Origin of the sequence: Brevibacillus sp. JB24b, from assembly GCF_051713385.1 — a bacterium.
Taxonomy (GTDB): Bacteria; Bacillota; Bacilli; order Brevibacillales; family Brevibacillaceae; genus Brevibacillus_B; species Brevibacillus_B laterosporus.
In genome coordinates this window covers 249,857-268,256 of the sequence record NZ_JBNVQV010000001.1, presented here as the reverse complement: position 1 = coordinate 268,256, position 18,400 = coordinate 249,857, and the positions used below count along the sequence as shown (strand labels likewise).

At 40.5% G+C, this 18,400-nt stretch carries 15 protein-coding genes and 1 riboswitch; of the genes, 3 read left to right on the top strand and 12 right to left on the bottom strand.

Going from position 1 to position 18,400, the window contains the following annotated elements; translation table 11 throughout:
- On the bottom strand, positions 1-432 hold the full coding sequence (locus ACQV1I_RS01440; protein WP_201747441.1) for a class I SAM-dependent methyltransferase: 432 nt from the start codon (positions 430-432) through the stop codon (positions 1-3).
- A 262-nt stretch (positions 433-694) separates the two neighbouring features.
- Here ACQV1I_RS01440 and ACQV1I_RS01435 point away from each other — a divergent pair, with 262 nt between their 5' ends.
- The gene (locus tag ACQV1I_RS01435; RefSeq protein WP_328588862.1) at positions 695-1,798 is read left to right on the top strand and encodes a LuxR C-terminal-related transcriptional regulator; all 1,104 of its coding nucleotides are present in this window, start codon (positions 695-697) and stop codon (positions 1,796-1,798) included.
- Positions 1,799-2,072: 274 nt separating this feature from the next.
- Here the strand turns inward: ACQV1I_RS01435 and prpB are convergent, their stop codons facing one another.
- From prpB to ACQV1I_RS01415, 4 genes are all read right to left on the bottom strand, one after another.
- Positions 2,073-2,981 carry a methylisocitrate lyase gene (gene prpB / locus ACQV1I_RS01430; protein ID WP_116334989.1) on the bottom strand — a complete coding sequence of 303 codons (909 nt, stop codon included), beginning with the start codon at positions 2,979-2,981 and terminating at the stop codon, positions 2,073-2,075.
- A gap of 16 nt (positions 2,982-2,997) precedes the next feature.
- Positions 2,998-4,434, bottom strand: a complete 1,437-nt coding sequence (gene prpD / locus ACQV1I_RS01425; protein ID WP_116334988.1) for a 2-methylcitrate dehydratase — start codon at positions 4,432-4,434, stop codon at positions 2,998-3,000.
- Positions 4,435-4,537: 103 nt separating this feature from the next.
- Positions 4,538-5,650, bottom strand: a complete 1,113-nt coding sequence (mmgD, locus tag ACQV1I_RS01420; RefSeq protein WP_116334987.1) for a citrate synthase — start codon at positions 5,648-5,650, stop codon at positions 4,538-4,540.
- Positions 5,647-5,871 carry a hypothetical protein gene (locus tag ACQV1I_RS01415; protein ID WP_094701157.1) on the bottom strand — a complete coding sequence of 75 codons (225 nt, stop codon included), beginning with the start codon at positions 5,869-5,871 and terminating at the stop codon, positions 5,647-5,649. The genes mmgD and ACQV1I_RS01415 overlap by 4 nt, the downstream gene beginning before the upstream one ends.
- A gap of 158 nt (positions 5,872-6,029) precedes the next feature.
- Positions 6,030-6,225, bottom strand: a riboswitch (cobalamin riboswitch).
- Between the two features lie 303 nt (positions 6,226-6,528).
- On the opposite strand from ACQV1I_RS01415, the gene ACQV1I_RS01410 reads away from it, so the two are divergent.
- Positions 6,529-7,731 carry a serine hydrolase domain-containing protein gene (locus tag ACQV1I_RS01410; RefSeq protein ID WP_116334986.1) on the top strand — a complete coding sequence of 401 codons (1,203 nt, stop codon included), beginning with the start codon at positions 6,529-6,531 and terminating at the stop codon, positions 7,729-7,731.
- Positions 7,732-7,891: 160 nt separating this feature from the next.
- On the opposite strand, the gene rpmG is transcribed toward ACQV1I_RS01410, so the two are convergent.
- From rpmG to ACQV1I_RS01390, 4 genes are all read right to left on the bottom strand, one after another.
- Positions 7,892-8,041 carry a 50S ribosomal protein L33 gene (gene rpmG / locus ACQV1I_RS01405; protein ID WP_003343192.1) on the bottom strand — a complete coding sequence of 50 codons (150 nt, stop codon included), beginning with the start codon at positions 8,039-8,041 and terminating at the stop codon, positions 7,892-7,894.
- A gap of 30 nt (positions 8,042-8,071) precedes the next feature.
- A complete protein-coding gene (locus ACQV1I_RS01400) occupies positions 8,072-9,289 on the bottom strand; it encodes a GTP-binding protein (protein WP_116334985.1) in 1,218 nt (405 codons plus the stop codon).
- 463 nt (positions 9,290-9,752) lie between these two features.
- Positions 9,753-10,226 (bottom strand): Cys-tRNA(Pro) deacylase, encoded by a 474-nt coding sequence (ybaK, locus tag ACQV1I_RS01395; RefSeq protein WP_116334984.1) that lies wholly within the window; start codon positions 10,224-10,226, stop codon positions 9,753-9,755.
- A 145-nt stretch (positions 10,227-10,371) separates the two neighbouring features.
- Positions 10,372-11,502 carry an MFS transporter gene (locus tag ACQV1I_RS01390; protein ID WP_116334983.1) on the bottom strand — a complete coding sequence of 377 codons (1,131 nt, stop codon included), beginning with the start codon at positions 11,500-11,502 and terminating at the stop codon, positions 10,372-10,374.
- 99 nt (positions 11,503-11,601) lie between these two features.
- Here ACQV1I_RS01390 and ACQV1I_RS01385 point away from each other — a divergent pair, with 99 nt between their 5' ends.
- Complete coding sequence (locus ACQV1I_RS01385; RefSeq protein ID WP_094701152.1) at positions 11,602-12,462, top strand: LysR family transcriptional regulator; 861 nt, start codon at positions 11,602-11,604, stop codon at positions 12,460-12,462.
- A 197-nt stretch (positions 12,463-12,659) separates the two neighbouring features.
- On the opposite strand, the gene ACQV1I_RS01380 is transcribed toward ACQV1I_RS01385, so the two are convergent.
- The 3 genes from ACQV1I_RS01380 to ACQV1I_RS01370 all read right to left on the bottom strand — a co-directional run bounded on the left by ACQV1I_RS01380 (position 12,660) and on the right by ACQV1I_RS01370 (position 18,283).
- Positions 12,660-16,424, bottom strand: coding sequence for an Ig-like domain-containing protein (locus ACQV1I_RS01380; RefSeq protein WP_116334982.1), 3,765 nt, complete (start codon positions 16,422-16,424; stop codon positions 12,660-12,662).
- Between the two features lie 155 nt (positions 16,425-16,579).
- On the bottom strand, positions 16,580-17,113 hold the full coding sequence (locus tag ACQV1I_RS01375) for a DoxX family membrane protein (RefSeq protein ID WP_094701150.1): 534 nt from the start codon (positions 17,111-17,113) through the stop codon (positions 16,580-16,582).
- Between the two features lie 543 nt (positions 17,114-17,656).
- Entirely contained in the window at positions 17,657-18,283 is a 627-nt protein-coding gene (locus ACQV1I_RS01370; protein WP_116334981.1) for a C39 family peptidase, read from the bottom strand.
- Positions 18,284-18,400 lie beyond the last annotated feature (117 nt).

The following is an 18,400-nucleotide window of genomic DNA, read 5'->3' as shown; positions in this document are numbered from 1 at the left end:
CTACTTATATAGATTGTCCTCTATGTGAATTTCAATAGAGGCTTCACTTTGTAACCAGCCTTGCAGGTTTTCCAGCTCAAATAACTGCTCAATATGATAAACACCCGACGGGAACGCAGAGCGATAGATAGCATCAGCAACCGATTCAGTACGACTCTTGGCAATTCCCAGCATTTGGGCAGAAGGATCTATCCCTGTAAATGTCCAAGACTCATGTCTGCTTCCTAACGTCACAATTTCTTGTCCTCCACCAGCTCCAACAATCAACACATCAAAACTAGAATTTCCTCCATGTAACTGCGCCGTCATCAGACGATCCGTCATATCATACAGGTGGAAATAGCCTGGTATTTTTAAAGAAAAGGTTTTTTCATAACGTTTTACGTCTGGGTGATCCCAGCTCATGGCAGTGTTTGTGTTTTCGTTTCCCATCATTGATAGCCCCTATCCTTTTATTTGTCTCTCTATCAACCTTTTCAGCCTTCCCTATCTAATTCTTTAAAACTAGCATAATGACTACACTTACTATGAAAGTACGACATGCACGATGCTAGAAAAAACATTTTGCTCTTTCCAGCGCCTCATGTATCCTGTAGATTATAAATAAGAATTATTCTCAATTATAAAGCTATGGATAAAAAACACTATCCCACATATCTGGGATTCTTGATAAGAACAAAATAGTCTTTAGAAAGTGTGGGATATCAAATATGAGGTCAAAGATGAAAGCCATCCAACACAAACTGATGACTCTGGCGAAAAATTCTGCTTCATCCAGAATTACCGGATAGCGTTACTTACCCATTTGCGCAGTGCTGTACCGTTTGATGCAGCCTGTTGCACGATTGTGGACCCTCAGACCCTTCTATCCATAGGGGCGATCACAGAGGAAGGCGTCGAGGCAATTCATCATCATTTGTTTGAATACGAATATCTACGAGAGGATTTTATCCCATACGATCAATTAGTCAAAGCAGATGAGCACGTTGCTACTTTAAGTAAAGCGACAGGAGGGAATCTGGAACAAAGTGCTCGCTACCGAAATGTTCTCTTCCCCGCAGGGTTTGCAGATGAAATGCGGGCGGCTCTCATGTACGAAGGAGCATGCTGGGGTTATTTGACGTTATTTCGCCATCATGATCGTCCATTGTTTCATGAGGATGAGCGTCAATTTATTTCTGCCCTTGTCCCATTGATTGCCTCTCATTTACGCCAAACAAGTCTTTTCCTGCCCACGGAGGAAGCAACATGGGTAGAGGAGAGTCCTGGAATAATGGTTCTGTCTGATCAACTCACCATTCTTTCCTCCAATAAAGCCGCAGACAACTGGCTATCCTTGCTTCAAAAATGGGAGCGTATCGACAGCAGTACCCTACCAAGACCAATTCGAGTGGTCTGCTTCCGATCATTATCAGAAACAACAGCTTTTGAAAAACAACCCTTTCAGGCAAAGGTATGTATTCGCCTTTCAGAAGGCCCCTATCTAACTATTCAAGCTAGCAGGCTTACCGGTCAGTCGGATTCTGTCCAATTGGCAGTCTGGTTTCAACCAGCCAAACCGTCTGACATACTCCCCCTTATATCCGAAGCTTATGAATTATCAGTTCGTGAGAAGCAAATACTCGATCAAATTGTAAAAGGGTTCTCTACCAAAGAGATCGCCCATTCGCTTCATATTTCCGCTTATACCGTGCAGGATCATCTGAAATCTATCTTCGTGAAGACAGGAGTAACAAGCAGGAGACAACTTATTTGGCACTTATTCTCCCGATTCAGTGTACAAAACGCTAATAGGTAGTCCGCTTTTAAAAGCAGTCATCACCTCTATTCTCACTTGAACGATGAGGAGCTTATGTAAAAGTGTCTTTTTGTATAGACACTCTGACATTTTCTCTCCTACTTTTTCTTACAAGATACGCCCTCATAAGTTCAAATTGCCCACTTCATCCTAAGCACAGGAGTATTTGGTCTTACTAGTTCATGGTGAAGAAAAAAGCGATTGGTTAGGTATCCGCACGCTACCTAACATGCAAAGACACCCCTCATCGCTTTTTACTTTTTTAGCTCTTGTTCTATTGTTCCTTGGTTAAAACCGTTTTCGCTATTTCCTTATCTAACTCTTCGAATTCTTCATAGGAAATGGCTTCGTACAATTCGCTTCTAGTCTGCATATTAGCTAGTTCACCTTTTTGTGTACCTTGTTCTTTAATCACTTGAAAAACACGCTCATATGCCTTAGCCGCTACTCTAAGCGACGTTACCGGATAAATAACCATGCGGTACCCCAGCTTGGCGAATTCCTCTGCTGTATAATAAGGAGTTTTCCCAAATTCAGTCATATTTGCTAGTAAAGGTACAGATATACGCTGGGCAAACATACGAAATTCCTCCGCTGATTCTAGTGCTTCGGGAAATATGGCATCTGCCCCAGCCTCCACATAGGAACGTGCCCTTTCTATCGCCGCGTCCAAACCTTCTACTGACCTAGCATCAGTACGTGCGACAAGTACTAACGTTGGTGCTACCTTTTTAATCGCTATAATCTTCTGGGCCATTTCTTCTGTAGTCACCAGCTTCTTGCCATTTAAATGTCCACATTTTTTGGGAAGCTGCTGATCCTCTAGTTGCACCGCGGCAACATTAGCCTCTAGCATTTCTCTAGCAGTCCGGGAAACATTAAGAATCCCGCCAAATCCTGTATCTATATCTACTAATACTGGTAAATTAGTTGCCCGTATCAATTCCTTTGCCCGTTGAGCTATCTCAGTAGACGTGACGATTCCTAGGTCTGGCAAACCACAACTAGCTGTATAAGCTGCACCGGATAAATAGAGCGCTGAAAATCCTACCTGCTTCGCCATAAGAGCAGCCATCGCATCGTGCGCGCCGGGAATTTGCAAAAGATCAGGAGCATTCATTAGCTCCCTGAATTTCATTGCTAATTCAGCTTGAGATGACGGCGGATCTACAATCCAAGCCATGGTGTTTCCCCCCTCTCTACATTAGAAACAATTCGATAAATTCGGTAACCGCCATGCTGCTCAATCTTTCTGAATCCATGCAAGCTTCTTTTATTTTACTGACCTGCTTTTGTGAATAATGAGTCCCCACATTTTCAACAAATTTCTCGATAATTTTAGGGATGGCTTCTACCCTGCGGAAGCGGTGACCTAATGGATATTCGCATTCCACCTTTTCTGAAAAAGTGCCATCTTTATACTGCACCTGAACAGCATTTGAGATCGAGCGCTTACTCGGTTCTAAATAATCAATACTGTACTGTTTATTTTCAACGACCACCATCTTGTCTCGTAACAAATCGATTCTTGAATCAGATGCCACTATATCTTCATAATGATCCGCTTTAATATCACCAAACAGTAATCCGATAGCCGTAATATATTGCAAGCAATGATCTCGATCTGCCGGATTATTCAATGGACCTACCTTATCAATGATCCGAATAGCTGATTCATGTGTTGTAATTTGAATGCTGTCAATCTCATCAAAACGATCCATTACTTCCGGATGAAGCTTGATTGCGCATTCTGCCGCCGTTTGGGCATGAAATTCGGCTGGATAGGAGACTTTGAACAGCACGTTCTCCATTACATATGAATCCAGTGGTCGAGCCAGCTTTATCCTCTGTTTATTAAATAATACATCCTGAAATCCCCAGTTCGGTGCAGTAAGAGCTGTTGGATATCCCATCTCTCCCTTCAGGGCCATCATAGCTAGCTGAACACCTCTGCTAGTTGCATCGCCGGCAGCCCAAGATTTACGCGATCCTGTATTAGGAGCGTGCCTATATGTCCGTAAACTACTATTATCAAGCCAAGCATTTGATAATGCGTTGTTTATTTCCTCACGAGTTCCCCCAAGCATCTGTGACACAACTGCTGTTGTTGCAATTTTGACAAACAATACATGATCAAGACCAACCCGGTTTAAGCTGTTTTCTAATGCTAGTACCCCTTGAATTTCATGTGCTTTAATCATCGCTTCCAGCACATTATACATAGTCAGCGGTTGTTTCCCCTCCGAGATACGCACACGGCTACTATAATCTGCAACAGCTAAAATTCCGCCCAAATTATCTGATGGATGTCCCCACTCTGCTGCTAACCATGTGTCATTGTAATCAAGCCAACGAATGATGCAACCGATATTAAAGGCTCCTCTTACTGGATCAAGAACAAATGATGTACCTGGTACCCTACATCCATTTGGAACAACTGTCCCAGGAACAACGGGTCCCAGTAGCTTTGTGCAATCTGGATAGTTTAATGCCAAAATTCCACATCCGAGTGTATCCAATAAAACATATCTGGCAGTCTCAAATGCTTCCAATCTCGTAATCCTTTTATGTAAAACATAATCTGTAATTTGCTCGATCAGCTCATCTGTTTTGTTTATCTCCCTATTTTTTAACAAAGTATCCTTCCCTTTCCATTTAAAATTATTTATCATGGTACATGATGTTGGTCAGAACATCATATAGGCGATGCTGGCTCACACATAAATTCCCAACCCTACTTCAAAGAACATGCCGCTCGCCTACATATTTTACACGTGGCCGAAATAGACGATTTTGTGCATGCTGTTCAAGTACATGTGCGCAAATCCCTACTGTTCTCGCAGCGAAAAAGATAGGCGTATACAATGGAATGGGAATCCCAAGCATCCAGTACACAGGTGCTGCATAATAGTCCAAATTCGGATAGAGTCCCTTTTCCCTCTCCATAATCCTCTCCCCCGCTTCACACATGCGGTATAAAAGATCGTCCCCCCTTACCTGACATAGCTGTTGTAATGCCCCTTTCATCATTGTTGCTCTAGGGTCCATTTTTTTCATATATACCCGGTGACCAAATCCCATGATCTTTTCTTTGTTCGATAGCTTGGTTTGTAGTAACTCCTCCAACCTGGAAATTGTTCCTGCCTCTAGCAATAAGTGCATGACAGCTTCATTTGCTCCCCCATGAAGGTTACCCTTTAAGGAAGCCACCGCCCCTGTCAATGCTCCGTACAAATCCGATTGCGTGGAAGCAATGACCCTTGCCGTAAACGTGGAATTTGGCATCTCATGCTCGCTGTACAAAAGCAGGGATAGATCAAAGATTTTTTCCTCAATCGGTGACGGCTTTTTTCCAGTGACCATATAGAAGAAGTTAGCACTAAACGGTAGAGCCTTGTCGGGTTGGATCGGTTCCTTTTTTGTCAGAATCCGATAGCTATTTGCCACAATACTAGGAACTTGACCCAATAATTGATAAGCACGCTCTTTATTAACAAGCAGGGAGCGATCATCAATCGCATGATCATACCCTCCAAGAACGGAGATGCCTGTTCGTAGACCGTCCATAGCATGCGTTTGCTCAGGCAACAGCTTTAACACCTCAAGTACCGCAGCAGGCAGTTCATATCGTTGAATCATGCTAGCTTCGAGAATTTTTTTCTCTTCCTCATCTGGAAGACGCCCCTCCAGTAAAAGATGAATAACATCAACATAGCTATAGGATTTAGAAAGCTCAATCAGATCGTAACCCCGTATCACGATTTCCTCTTGTATGGTATCAAGGTAGGAAATACTTGTTTCTGTAGCCACAACACCGTCTAGTCCAGGAGAAAATTTTTCAAGACCATTCATTTTTCTTCCTCCATTCCAAATAACTGTTCTTTGGTTAGCTTGTAGGCTTTTTCAAGGTTGCGATAGTAATCTGTTTTTACTTCTTCGGTAACTTCTTGTTGTTTTATTTCATTTCCTAAAAGAACATAAATGACCTCTAACGTAGTAGGACTTTCTATACTTAGATTGTTCATGATTGTTGTGTTGAAATAATTCGTAAAATACCCTACTGTCCCAAACAAAAAATCCCTCCTAGACCCCCAAGCATCCCACACGCAAAAAAACAACTTCCTGAAAGAAAGTTGTTGTTAATGGGCGAAAAACTCAAATAAACATGTAAAAATCAGAAATACCACATGTTTAATCGCTCGCACTTAACACCTCCTATCCTCGTAGGAACTGATGTGTGCTAAAACAGGCAGGTCTCCTGGCTCATGATCATCGCGATTCGAACCTTCCCATTTTCACTACAATGAAAACAGTGGTATTTTCGAACAGCTCCCAATTACAGTTGCGGGACAGCGTCGGATTCTAACCGATCTTCCCTATTAAGCAGATAAAAAAACATTATCTACACCTGTTTCTACACATATTTGATTTTCAGCTTAAACATAACAAATAGTCTAAAAAATTACAATTATTAATTTTAAATCTCTAGTGACTTTATTGCTTTGATATTGTTATGTTGAACTTTTTGTACATGTATATACTGTCTCTAAACAAAAAATAACCTAGTAGCAGTAAGTTAATGTTCTGTTTAGGAATAAATCGAACGAATTTGCAATCATTACGCTTTACATTCTAAAAACAGGATGAAATACCAATATATTGAATAAGGTATCCACCTGCCTTATAATCAAAATCAATACCATAATTAGGTAAATGAAGGAGGGTATTACTTGAAGAGTAAACAAATTTCGAGCAAGAAGATGTGGTGGTATGGCATAAGCATCGCTGTTGTTGCACTATTACTCATCCTTAGTTGGGCCGTTATCCGTAACTGGAACATTATTAACGTGCTGAATAAGGATAAACTTAGCTTTAATTTCCAAAGTATGGACAATATTTTTCCAAGTCGATCGATAAAAACGTCACAGCCTGTCTTCCGATTTGAAACATTACAAAAAGAATTACCTCAGACTTATACATACAAAGATAAAGCATTATCTGTTGAAGACTTTCTACAACGAACTCAGACGAATGGATTATTGGTTCTCAAGGACGATAAGATCGTTACGGAATTCTATCGAAATGGTGTGAATGACCAAACAAGGTTTACTTCTTGGTCAGTGGCTAAGTCATTTATCTCTGCTCTAGTAGGGATCGCTATTGATGAAGGATTAATTAAAAATGTAAATGATCCAATCACTCACTATGTACCAGAATTAAAGGGTAGTGGCTACGATGGAGTACCAATTAAGGATATTTTGCGAATGGCTTCTGGGGTTACCTTTGATGAAACCTATGACGCCACCTTTTCAGATATAAACATGATGATGTATAAAACATTTCTACTAGATACATCGGTGAATGATTATGCATTAGGGCTAAAATCTCAACGTCCATCCGGGACTTTTCAGCATTATATTAGTATCAATACACAAGTTCTCGGCATGTTGATTAGTAAAGTCACAGGTAATCCCCCCTCCTACTATTTGCAGGAAAAAATATGGGGCCCTCTTGGAATGGAATCCGATGCTTATTGGAGTACTGATCGCCGCGGCACAGAGCTATCCTTTATGGGTCTAAACGCAACTATTAGAGATTATGCTAGGTTTGGAAGCTTATATCTTCATGAAGGAAACTGGAATGGAAAGCAAATCATTTCAAAAAAGTGGGTGCAAGAATCCACACAGGTAGAAAGTCCTCAATCTGATCACGATCCTAAGGGAGTTTTAAACTACCAATATCAATGGTGGGAGGCTGATCCTTCAGACGGTGCCTACAGCGCTATTGGGGTCTATGGACAATTCATCTATGTTAATCCAAAGGCCAAAGTAGTAATCGTCAAAACCAGTGCTGATCCTGATTACGGTAGAGCTGATTATCATGATGAAAATTTTGCTATGTTCCGTTCTATCGCGGAGCATTTCAAGAAATAAACGCCATTTGTTTCCTCAATACTACTAGCTCGGTTTCTCTACTAGCTGGTTTCTTTGTACCCAATCTCTTGTAACAATGTGATTGAAGATAATCCACAACTATAAATAAGACACTCTTTTCTCTTACATGCGAAAAGAGTGTCTCTAGTTTGTCTACCAGCTACTTTGTTTCACGATGAAGGGTGTATTTTTTTAGACGAGGGGAATATTTCTTTAGCTCTAGACGTTCGGGGTTGTTTCTTTTATTTTTTGTCGTAATGTAGGTACGATCTCCAGATTCAGTGCATTGCAAGGTAACCGTTACTCTCATTTGTCAAATCCTCCTGATCATGTATATTTACTATTCATTGCTAATTAGTGACTCAACAATCACATCACTTGTTGGCAATGGATCTCTCAAGGTATTCCAGTCTGCAATTAGCTCTTCATTTGTTAAAAGACAAGCATCTAAAGATCGGATGATATCACCTTTTTCTAACTTAATCCCGATACATACAATTTCATTCATACGATCTCCGAACTGAGGGTCCCACGTTTCTGCCCATTCAGGGTCTTCCGCTAGTATGAACTGCTTCTCTTCTTCGGGTAAAGCCGATACCCAATAGCCCGTTGACTCCAATTGAATAGATGAACCTGCCTGACTAATTGTTAAAGCTATGTCATTTCGTGTAGCAATCCAGAGGAAGCCTTTTGCTCTCACCACATCCTCTGGCCAATCCTGTAGCCATTTATATAATCTCTCAGGGTGAAACGGAATTCTTCGACGATATACAAAAGAGGATATTCCATATTCTTCTGTTTCTGGAGTATGACTTGGCTTTTGTAATTCTTGTAACCATCCAGCAGACTGACTCGCTTTTTCAAAATCAAAAAGCCCTGTATTCATAATCTCTTTTGGATCAACCTTGCCATAAGAGCTTCGGATGCATTTTGCCGTTGGTTGAAGCTTTCGAAGAATCTGCTCCAAATGCAGTAAATCCTTTTCACTAACCATGTCACATTTATTTACGATTAAAACATCACAAAACTCGATTTGGTCAATCAACAAATCGACTATCTCACGCGTGTCTTCCTCATCCACTGCATGGCCACGCTCCACTAGGCTTTCTCCCGAAGAAAAATCATGCCAAAAACGATTCGCATCCACTACAGTCACCATTGTATCCAGCCGACAAATACTAGAAAGGTCTATCCCCTTTTCTTCATCTACATACGTGAAGGTTTGTGCTACTGGTAGCGGCTCTCCTATTCCGGTGGATTCAATCAGGATATAATCATAGCGATCTTCATTCACTAACCGTTCTACCTCTACTAATAAATCCTCACGTAACGTACAGCAAATACAACCATTAGACAGCTCAACAACCTTCTCGTCTGTTCTGGAAATCCCGCCACCATTCTTTATAAGATTAGAATCGATATTCACCTCGCTCAGATCGTTTACAATGACTGCTACACGAAGGCCCTCTCGATTGTTTAAAACATGATTCAAAATGGAAGTCTTTCCCGCTCCAAGATACCCACTTAAAACAGTGACGGGAACTCGTTTTTCACTCATATGTAAGTACCCTTCTTTCGTACAGGTATATAAGATGATAGAAATCATACCCAGAATTAAATCGTAACGATTACGATTTAATAAACATACTACTGCACGTACACACACAAGTCAACACAAATAATAATCATTACGATTTGCATAAGATATATTATTAGTCTAAAACTCATAGTAAATGGGAGTCTCCTCTACTATTTTCGGCTACTGTAATTTCTCTCAAACAAGAATTGGAGGTCTGACTCTATTCGCTATTCACATGAAGTCAACTACTCACCACTTACCTAGCGCTCGAAGTAGAAGACCTTCATCTGAAATGTAAAAAAACCCGTAACAACAAGACTTTGTTGTTACAGGCTTAAAAAGAATAGCGTTGATTTTAAGACACTAGATCAATCTATTTACTTTTTTTCTTCGGTAAACCAATCATTATAGATGGCTATTTAACAGATGAGATAGATTTCTCTTACATAGTCAGACTCACAGAAGTAGCCTTACTTACCTTAATTAAGTCAGTTGCATTCATAAAAATCTGCAATCCTCTTTTACCAGCACTAATGCTAATCAGACTAAATCTAAGAGCTGACTCATCAATATAGAGCGGATAATTTTTTTTAGTACCTAGAGGTGAGCAACCACCCCGTATATATCCTGTTAATTCTAGTATCTCTTTCATTGGCACCATTTCTACCTTCTTATTCTTGCTAGCAGCTGCCATTAATTTTAAGTGAAGCTCCTTATGGGCAGGAATACAAGCCATGATAACCCCCGTCTTATCACCACGAAGTACTAGGGTTTTAAAAACCTGCTCTACTTGTAAATCAACCTGCTGAGCAGCATGTTTCGCATTTAAATGCTCCTCATCCCATTCGTACTCATGCACCGTATAGGGAACCTTATGTTTATCTAGCAAACGACACGCATTTGTTTTACTGCTCATATCATTACACTTCCTTATAAGGGTTACCCTTATTATAACTCATCTAAGAACTTCTTCTTATTCTATTTGCCTTTGGTGTTACCTCGATCTCTCCGTAAAAAATAGGCTTTACCTATACTTTTGTTCCATATATCATTTCTATTTATCACTTTCTTGCTATCAAAATCCACTGTAATCCTATAGCAATCACTAAAATACCACCTGTGAGATATGGCAAAGTCATCGGGGTCATTCCTTGTTCTAACAATATTCCATTTGTCATCGTCCCAATTGAGCCGGCCAGATAATTGATAGAGCTTAAAAGAGCAATTGAAATAGTAGCATGCTCAGGGCTGATTTCGACTAGTGTTTTTTGTAGTGTTGCTAAGGATGCCCAGCCACTAGCCCCCCACAGCATCAAGACGATTGCGAATATTACTGCCAGATAATGGACGCTTCCCATTAGTATGAAAGATATAAGCATCAGGATTAATAAGTACATCAGGATAACTCTAGGTCTCTTATAAAAATCCATAAGATAACCAATGATAAAGCTCCCCGCAATACCACCAATTCCCCACATCCAAATAAAAACAATCGATTTCTCAAATCCATAAGCGCCAATAATAAGATCTAAATATGTATATAAGCCTAAACTACAAAAGCTCAGTATCATGGTTATTGTCATGACGAGCGATATATCTTTATTTTTAAACATACCCAATCGTTCTCTGAGTGTCGGTAAACTATTCGATTTTACTACTGGGAACTTACACAATAGAGCTACTATTCCTACTACCCCAATCATTACAATAAACCACATGGTCATTCGCCATTCGAAGATAGAGGATATATAGATGCCCAAAGGAACGCCTATCACAGTTCCCGCGCTCATTCCCAGCAATATCGTACTTAGCGCCCTCCCCCTTTGCTTTTCCTCCACTAATGAAACAGCTGCTGACGAGGCTAATGGCGAGTAAAGACCTGCACCGATCCCCGCTAGTCCTCTCGAAATCAATAAAATGACAAACTGATGCGTAATCGCAGTAATAAAATTCGCGAATGTGAAGATCGATAATGCTGTTAGTAATGTATATTTTGCATTCGTTTTACTCATCAAGGTTGCAAATACAGGCGCCGCAATCGCATAGCATAAGGTAAATACGCTAACAGTTTGTCCTGAGGCTCCAATAGATACACCAAAATCTTCAGCAATACTAGGTAAAATCCCAGCCATAACGTAAGCATCCACACCTAGCGCAAACATACCCAATAGTAATAAATATATCCTTCTCAATGGTAACCACCCTTTTTATTTCATGTTCAATTCTTATCGTATAGGGTATAGTCATATTAGTGAAATTAATAATTTGCATAGAAGGTATGAGGATAACTTATGACGATAGCTAGATATGAGGTATTACAGAAGGTTGTTGAATTAGGTAATTTTACACGAGCCGCGGAACAGCTTAACATGACTCAATCAGCAGTCAGCCATGCCATTGCTAGTTTAGAAAAAGAGTTCGGCTATCCTTTATTACATCGAAATAAGCAAGCAGAGATTAGCCGGACTGCATTTGCCGATCGAATCCTGCCGCATATCCAACAGATTCTTAAAAGCGAGGCTATTATTAAACAGGAATTATCAATCCAAAACAATCAACTCGAAGGGACCCTAAAAATAGGAGCCTTTACAAGCGCCGCATCTCAGATATTACCTACCATGCTGGCAAATTTTAAAAAGAGCTATTCCGGTGTGAAGGTAATATTATTTGAGGGCACATATGGTGAAATCATGGACTGGATTATGAACGGTACTGTAGATATTGGGTTCATTGTTGATGCTGATACAAATCACCGTTTGAACGTGATACCTGTAAAAAAAGACGAATTAGTCTTGGGTTTACCTAAAAACCACATGCTTTCTCAGCAAAAAATCATTGATATAAAAAAAATAGCTGGTATGGACTTTATCATGCCAAAAGGTCCTTACCAGACATTAGTTTTAGAAAATTTAACTGCTCATCATGTGCGTCCCAATATCATACTAGAGGTCCTGCATTGTGAAACGATTGTCAATATGGTCTCTCAGGGTATTGGGATCACGATGGGTCCTGAGCTATTTTTCAAATCACATAAGAACATTGAAATAAGGAAGGTAAAGCAAAAAAAATATCGTCAAATCTACTTGGCTTTTAAAGAAGTAACACCTATTGTTACTGCCTTTTGCCTATGCAATCAGTTACAGCATGCGTAGCCTGATTATTCTGATTCCCCACTTCTCTATTCGTTTGTCACAAAACCTCCTCCCTTCTCGTTATATGTGCAAACCGAATCGAGGAGAGGATTTTCATGAGATCAATCAAGCTGTTTTCCTGAATATAAAAATGCCACTCGTAAGGCATCCACGGGACGTCCTTAGAGTGGCCACTATTTTAGTACTTTACCATTTGATTATTTCTTCTTAGGAATTTTATGTACTACTTGTTCTAGTAGCACTGCGATTTCCGCTCTTGAAGCATGGGCAGTTGGATTGAGATTTCTACCGTCTCCTTTTACAATTCCTTCAGCAACTAATGCGCTGATGGCTTCCTTCGCGTTATTCTTCACCTTATTAGAATCCGCAAAACGATTCAGCTCAGCCACTTCACCCTTTTTCAGCTCCATACCAGACTTAATCATTGCCTGATACAGGATAACCATTAGATCCTGTCTTGTAATAGGCGTGTCTGGATTGAACTGTTCACCCTCGAAGCTTTGAATGATTCCTTGTCCCATCAGACTTGTTACCGCCTCAGAATAATAGCTATTTTGTGGGACTTCAGGGGTACTACCTGCAACATCTGACTTCAGATCAAATATTCTCATCACGACGAGTGCAAAATCTCCACTCTTCATTGCCGCTTTTGGAGTAAATGTGTGTTCAGAGGTTCCTAAAATGATCCCCTTAGAATTTAACAGCTCAATTGAGTTTTGCGCCCACTTATGGTTCTTTAAATCACCAAACGTTTTTGCTGTCGATTTGTCTTTGTTTTCGACTTTAGCAGTGTTTTGGGTTTCTTGATTGTTTGTTGTCGTTGTCGTAGCCGTATTTTTGTTTTTATCCGTGTCTCTATCTCTATCTTTGTCTCTGTCTCTAGCTCTGTCTTTGCCTCTATCTCTATCTCTATTTTTATCTCTATCTTTATCCTTATCCGTCTCTTTATCTGGTTTCTTCTCTTTATCCTTGTCTTTCCCCGGCTCTTTATCTCTGTCTTTCTCCGGCTCTTTATCTCTGTCTTTCTCTGGCTCTCTATCCTTGTCTTTCCCCGGTTCTTTATCTCTATCTTTCTCTGGCTCTTTATCCTTGTCTTTCCCCGGTTCTTTATCTCTATCTTTCTCCGGTTCTTTATCTCTATCTTTCTCTGGCTCTTTATCCTTGTCTTTCCCCGGTTCTTTATCTCTATCTTTCTCCGGTTCCTTATCTCTGTCTTTCTCTGGCTCTTTATCTCTATCTTTCTCCGGCTCTTTCTCTTTCTCCTCGCCACCTGTGCCTACATCCGGCTTGCTTCCTGTGTCAGCAACTGTTTTTACCGCTATCTTCAATTCTTTTGCGCCTTCTTGAAGGGCTTCGAATGTAATCTTGCTTCCATCCGTATTTACAGCATATGCATGGGCTATTCCGTAGTCTGCTGCTAGGCGATTCGCTACCTCCTGAGCAACAGCAGCGGTATCATCATTCGCCTCTACCGGCACAGCGATTTGCTTATCGATTTTGCCATCAGCGATATGGACAACAAGATTTCCCGCTGTATCTGCCCTAGTATTTACTTGGGTGCTGAACTTAGCTTTTTGCCCAACAATACCAAAGCTTCCTTCCGTTCTCGTCTCCAACTCGCCCCATGTCAGACCTTCAACCGCCGAACCATTTTCATTGTCTATCACATTGAGAATGATACTAGCGCTGTTGCCTGTTCCTGGCTTCTGCTTAATAATAATTCCCGCTGGTGACGAGGAGGTGATAACTTCATAATTTCTACCCTCAGGATGATGTAATAAGGCCGCTTTCAGCACATTTTCAATTTCGGCCAGCACATTTTCGTTCTTCCAGCCCACATATAGCTTGTGGTTTAATGCTAATTGGCGACCTAAGTAGTCAACTGTATTTACTTCCACATTGTTGATGTACATTTGTAGCACTAACAACGCCGTTCCAGGTCCATTGATTGGTTGTCCATTCGAACCTGTAACATCTCCAGACAAAGGCAAGAAATATTCACCAAGTACCTCGGTCGTATCTCGCCCTTGCCTCTCGACAGATACATCACTCATCGTAACTCCTACATTTACAGTAGGCTCAATCTTTGCATCCACCTTGACGTTAACTTTTGCCTCGACATTGTTACCTTTTACTCCGACAGGAAGATTAATCAACGTTCCCGTTACCGTAAAATCCTGTGCCTTGGCATTACCTTTTTCATAGCTAATGCTATGTAAATCCCACTGCACATCTGCATTGATGCTATTTCTATCCGATAATACGACAGTTACTTGCTTTGGCAGGTGTAGCGCTTCTAGTGAAGCATTCGTCCCGCTAACGATTCCGGTAATGTCAGAGATCGGATTCAGCGACTGCACATAACGCATTTCGTTAACTGAGATATTGGCAATTGCCTTTTGACTAGGTACAACAACACCGGCAGGTAAGTGAACTAACGTACCTCTTACTTCCACTGCTTGTTGTTTTTCATTAGCTGGGTCGTAATTTGAAGCTGCCAGCTCCCATGTCACATCCACTTTTTCCGTTTTACCGTTACTTAACGTCGCATTTGCTTGCTTCGGCAGATAAAAAGCAAGTGCTGTTTTACTAATGCCGTTAGGTACTTGTGCCACCTGTACAGGGTCAATACTTGTAATCTGAAGGGCAGCAGCGACTTTTACTTTCGCCTCCGCTTTTACTTCACTCGGATTCTTTAAGCCAGCCGGGATATTTTTTAATGTACCAGCCACGTTAAAAGTCTGCTCTGCTGGATTGTTAGGATCATAGGCACTATCGTCTACATTCCATTCTATCGGCACCTGAACTTTGCTACCGTCAATCAGTTCTGCCTCTACCTGTTCAGGCAAGCCCAGCGCTTCTTCTGTTTTTGGAGTTCCACTTAACACATTGTTGATTTCGACAGGCGTAAGACTACTAATTGTACGTGCATCTTTGAAGGAAACCTTTATTTTCGCCTTAACACCATCACTATTAGCAATTCCCGTAGGCAAACCAGATCGATCTCCCAAATTACCTAAGAATTGAACCGTATGGGCATCCGGATTGTTTTCGTCATAATCTCCATGTTCCCAAGAAACCCCAACCGATTGGGTCGAACCATCATCTAGGATTATGTCTACACTATTTGGTAACCCCAACTGATAAAAGCTTGTGCCATTTTCTTTTTCAACAATATCAGCTAGCTGATTCACACTCGTGATCTGCTTTGCCGCCGATACTGTAATTTTAGCTGTCGCTTTCATATTCTTGGTGTTAGTTATGCCTTCTGGAAGAGCTGAACTCCAAGAAGTTTCACGTAACGCTCCCACAGCCGTGAATGTTTGACTATTCACATCGTCAGGGTTGTACTGGTCAAAGCTCCAACGGACGTATAATTCTATTTTTTTACCGTTGCTTAATTGAACCGTGACATTACTTGGTAAATTAAAATTAAATGCAAATGTCCGATTTGAATAAGTTGATTCTGGAATGGCTTCTACCGATTCTATCTCGATTGTGGTAGTTTCTGGCTTTAAATTTATATCCTCTGGATTTGGCTGAGGAGTTGGAGTGACCACTTGACTTTCGCCTTGTTCCTTCTGAGATTCGAGGGTATTATCCTTACTTGTGCTTTCTTCATCCTGAGATCGGTCGGTGCCGATCTGACTTGTGCTTTCTTCAATCTGGACTTCCGGGCTGTCCACCACACCTGTTTCTTTTTCAGTCTTAGCTTCCTGACTGCCCACTGTAACTACGCTTTCATCACCTTGAGATACTGAGCCGTCCCCTATACCCGCACCTGTACCTTTTGGGTCTGATTTAGAGCCTCCCGTTTTATTCTCTACGATCGGTTTTTCCGTTACTTGTTCGTCTTGCACCAGATTCTCTTCTACTGCCGCAGACACATAAGACGGTAATCCTAAAGACGTCAAAAGACTCGTGGAAACCAGAACATGAAAAATAGCCTTTTTCTGTATCATTTTGTTTACTCCCCTGCTTATTATCAATAAGCTATAATTATGATAATGATTATTATTATCAATAGATTTCAAAACAAATTATTCAATATTTTTTAAAATCTGTCAATATTTTTTTGGAGATGAAATGTACACAGGAATTTACTTACCAATACGTATTAGTTCACCAAAGATCTGTTATTCAGAGTAACATTATCGGATTTTGATATCCTCTTCTGTGCAAAAGAAGGCACGCGTTTAAACAATTGGTCTAAACTAAGCAAATAGGTATACGAACCGCAAAGCAATAAACCAAAGGCACTTGTATAAAGAACAAGACTGAGTAGATTCATGTTGCCTGACAAAATGAAATTAATATGCATAAATAAACAAATAAGAATGCTTGGCAATGTACATAAACCTACAATCAGCAAAATACCAATTACAATCTGAACAATGGGAAGGACATAATTATAAAAATCAACATAAGGAAGACATAAGTGCTTGATAAACTCCTTGTAAAACTCAGGTACATTCGGTTTCGTTAAAGCTGTTTCTAAATAGTCCTGTAGAAAAACACTCGGCTCCCGAAACCAGCCCTTATCAGTAATCTTGGTCACCCCAGCTAACAACCACCCTCCCCCAAAGGCAATTCGCATAAGTACAACAAGAAAAGGAAAAATGTGATGCTTGAAAGAATAGAAAAAATTCATTCGGTAAGACTCCTCGCTGCTTTTAATTGAAAACGATTATTATTATCAATATTTTGAGGGTGGTTGTCAAGAAATGTTTTCCTTTGCTACATGAGGTTTATTTTTGCGATTAATTAGGTGTTCCAGTAACAAAAATGGACTTACGTTGACCAAGAAATACGTAGACATGCCTCATTCATAAGTAGCATTGGTTAGGTTCTTTTTTGTTTACTAACCGTGTTATAATATGGGGATTTCTATATAAAATCTAGAGAGTATTTTTTGAAAAAATATAATATTTAGTCTGTATTTTGTATTTATATGCAACAAAAAAGCCGAGACTACACAGGATTAGATACCTGTTTTCCGCTCGACTTGTAAGCAACAGATTAAATTCTAAATTAATGCTTTAGGTTATAGATACGACAAAATGGAGTAGATAGCTTTCCCTTGTTATGACTGATTCTACTCAAAGGCGCAAAGCGATTATCATACGTCATAATCACAAATAATTGTCCAGCTTACAATACACTCGCTTCGTCAATGGGTATCAAACAGATGGTATCAAACAGATGCTCTGGAGTCTTTAATCAAAATTCCACGGTTGGCATAAAAACGAGAAAATACTCCACAGCTAAGATGAACATTTTCCTGACTAGTAGCTGTGTTTCCAGACGGATTGTGGAAGATGATCTCCTGGCGTTGAGTATCTCGTCCAAACACATACACCAGATGCCCTCCTTGTTTGGGCGGCGTCATCTCTGGTGTACGGATGGTAGGATGAACGGAAGCAATGTACACATACCCCTGATCAAGCAGGTCATAAATCTCTTCAATGGGTGTATGCTCCTTCACCTCTGCTTGGAGCGCATATCTTTCAGCTATAAAAGACACAAACGGACGGTAGAACAGACCTTTAATACTCCCATCCTCATGAACAACATATCCACCATAATCACGGCACTGCTTCATCAGTTCGATCGTTGGAATAATCCGATTGTGCCAATGCGCAAGCAGCATTTTTAAAGAGGCCATCCCACAAATATGGAAGCTCCAATTAGCGTATTCATCCCGGTCAACTGCGCCAGACAGATGCCATAGGGGGTCGTCAGCAGGATGTAATTTGCCGGATAAAAAGTCCGAGACTAACTGACGGGACTCCCATTGCGAAAAGTAAGGTACTGCCTTCATGCTTATCCCCGCTTTCTGTGGTTGCTATTTCTATTTCTATTACTATATTTATTTCATAGAGATAGCTTCAGAAGCAATTGTATTTGCGGTATGGAGCTTTATCTTCATTACATATTT

Coding starts and splice junctions, on each gene's coding strand:
- ACQV1I_RS01370 (WP_116334981.1), bottom strand. CDS start 18,283: ATGAAGGCAGTACCTTACTTTTCGCAATGGGAGTCCCGTCAGTTAGTC.
- ACQV1I_RS01375 (WP_094701150.1), bottom strand. CDS start 17,113: ATGAATTTTTTCTATTCTTTCAAGCATCACATTTTTCCTTTTCTTGTT.
- ACQV1I_RS01440 (WP_201747441.1), bottom strand. CDS start 432: ATGGGAAACGAAAACACAAACACTGCCATGAGCTGGGATCACCCAGAC.
- ACQV1I_RS01385 (WP_094701152.1), top strand. CDS start 11,602: ATGACGATAGCTAGATATGAGGTATTACAGAAGGTTGTTGAATTAGGT.
- ACQV1I_RS01380 (WP_116334982.1), bottom strand. CDS start 16,424: ATGATACAGAAAAAGGCTATTTTTCATGTTCTGGTTTCCACGAGTCTT.
- rpmG (WP_003343192.1), bottom strand. CDS start 8,041: ATGAGAGTAACGGTTACCTTGCAATGCACTGAATCTGGAGATCGTACC.
- ACQV1I_RS01400 (WP_116334985.1), bottom strand. CDS start 9,289: ATGAGTGAAAAACGAGTTCCCGTCACTGTTTTAAGTGGGTATCTTGGA.
- ybaK (WP_116334984.1), bottom strand. CDS start 10,226: ATGAGCAGTAAAACAAATGCGTGTCGTTTGCTAGATAAACATAAGGTT.
- mmgD (WP_116334987.1), bottom strand. CDS start 5,650: ATGAATGGTCTTGAAAAATTTTCTCCTGGACTAGACGGTGTTGTGGCT.
- prpB (WP_116334989.1), bottom strand. CDS start 2,981: ATGGCTTGGATTGTAGATCCGCCGTCATCTCAAGCTGAATTAGCAATG.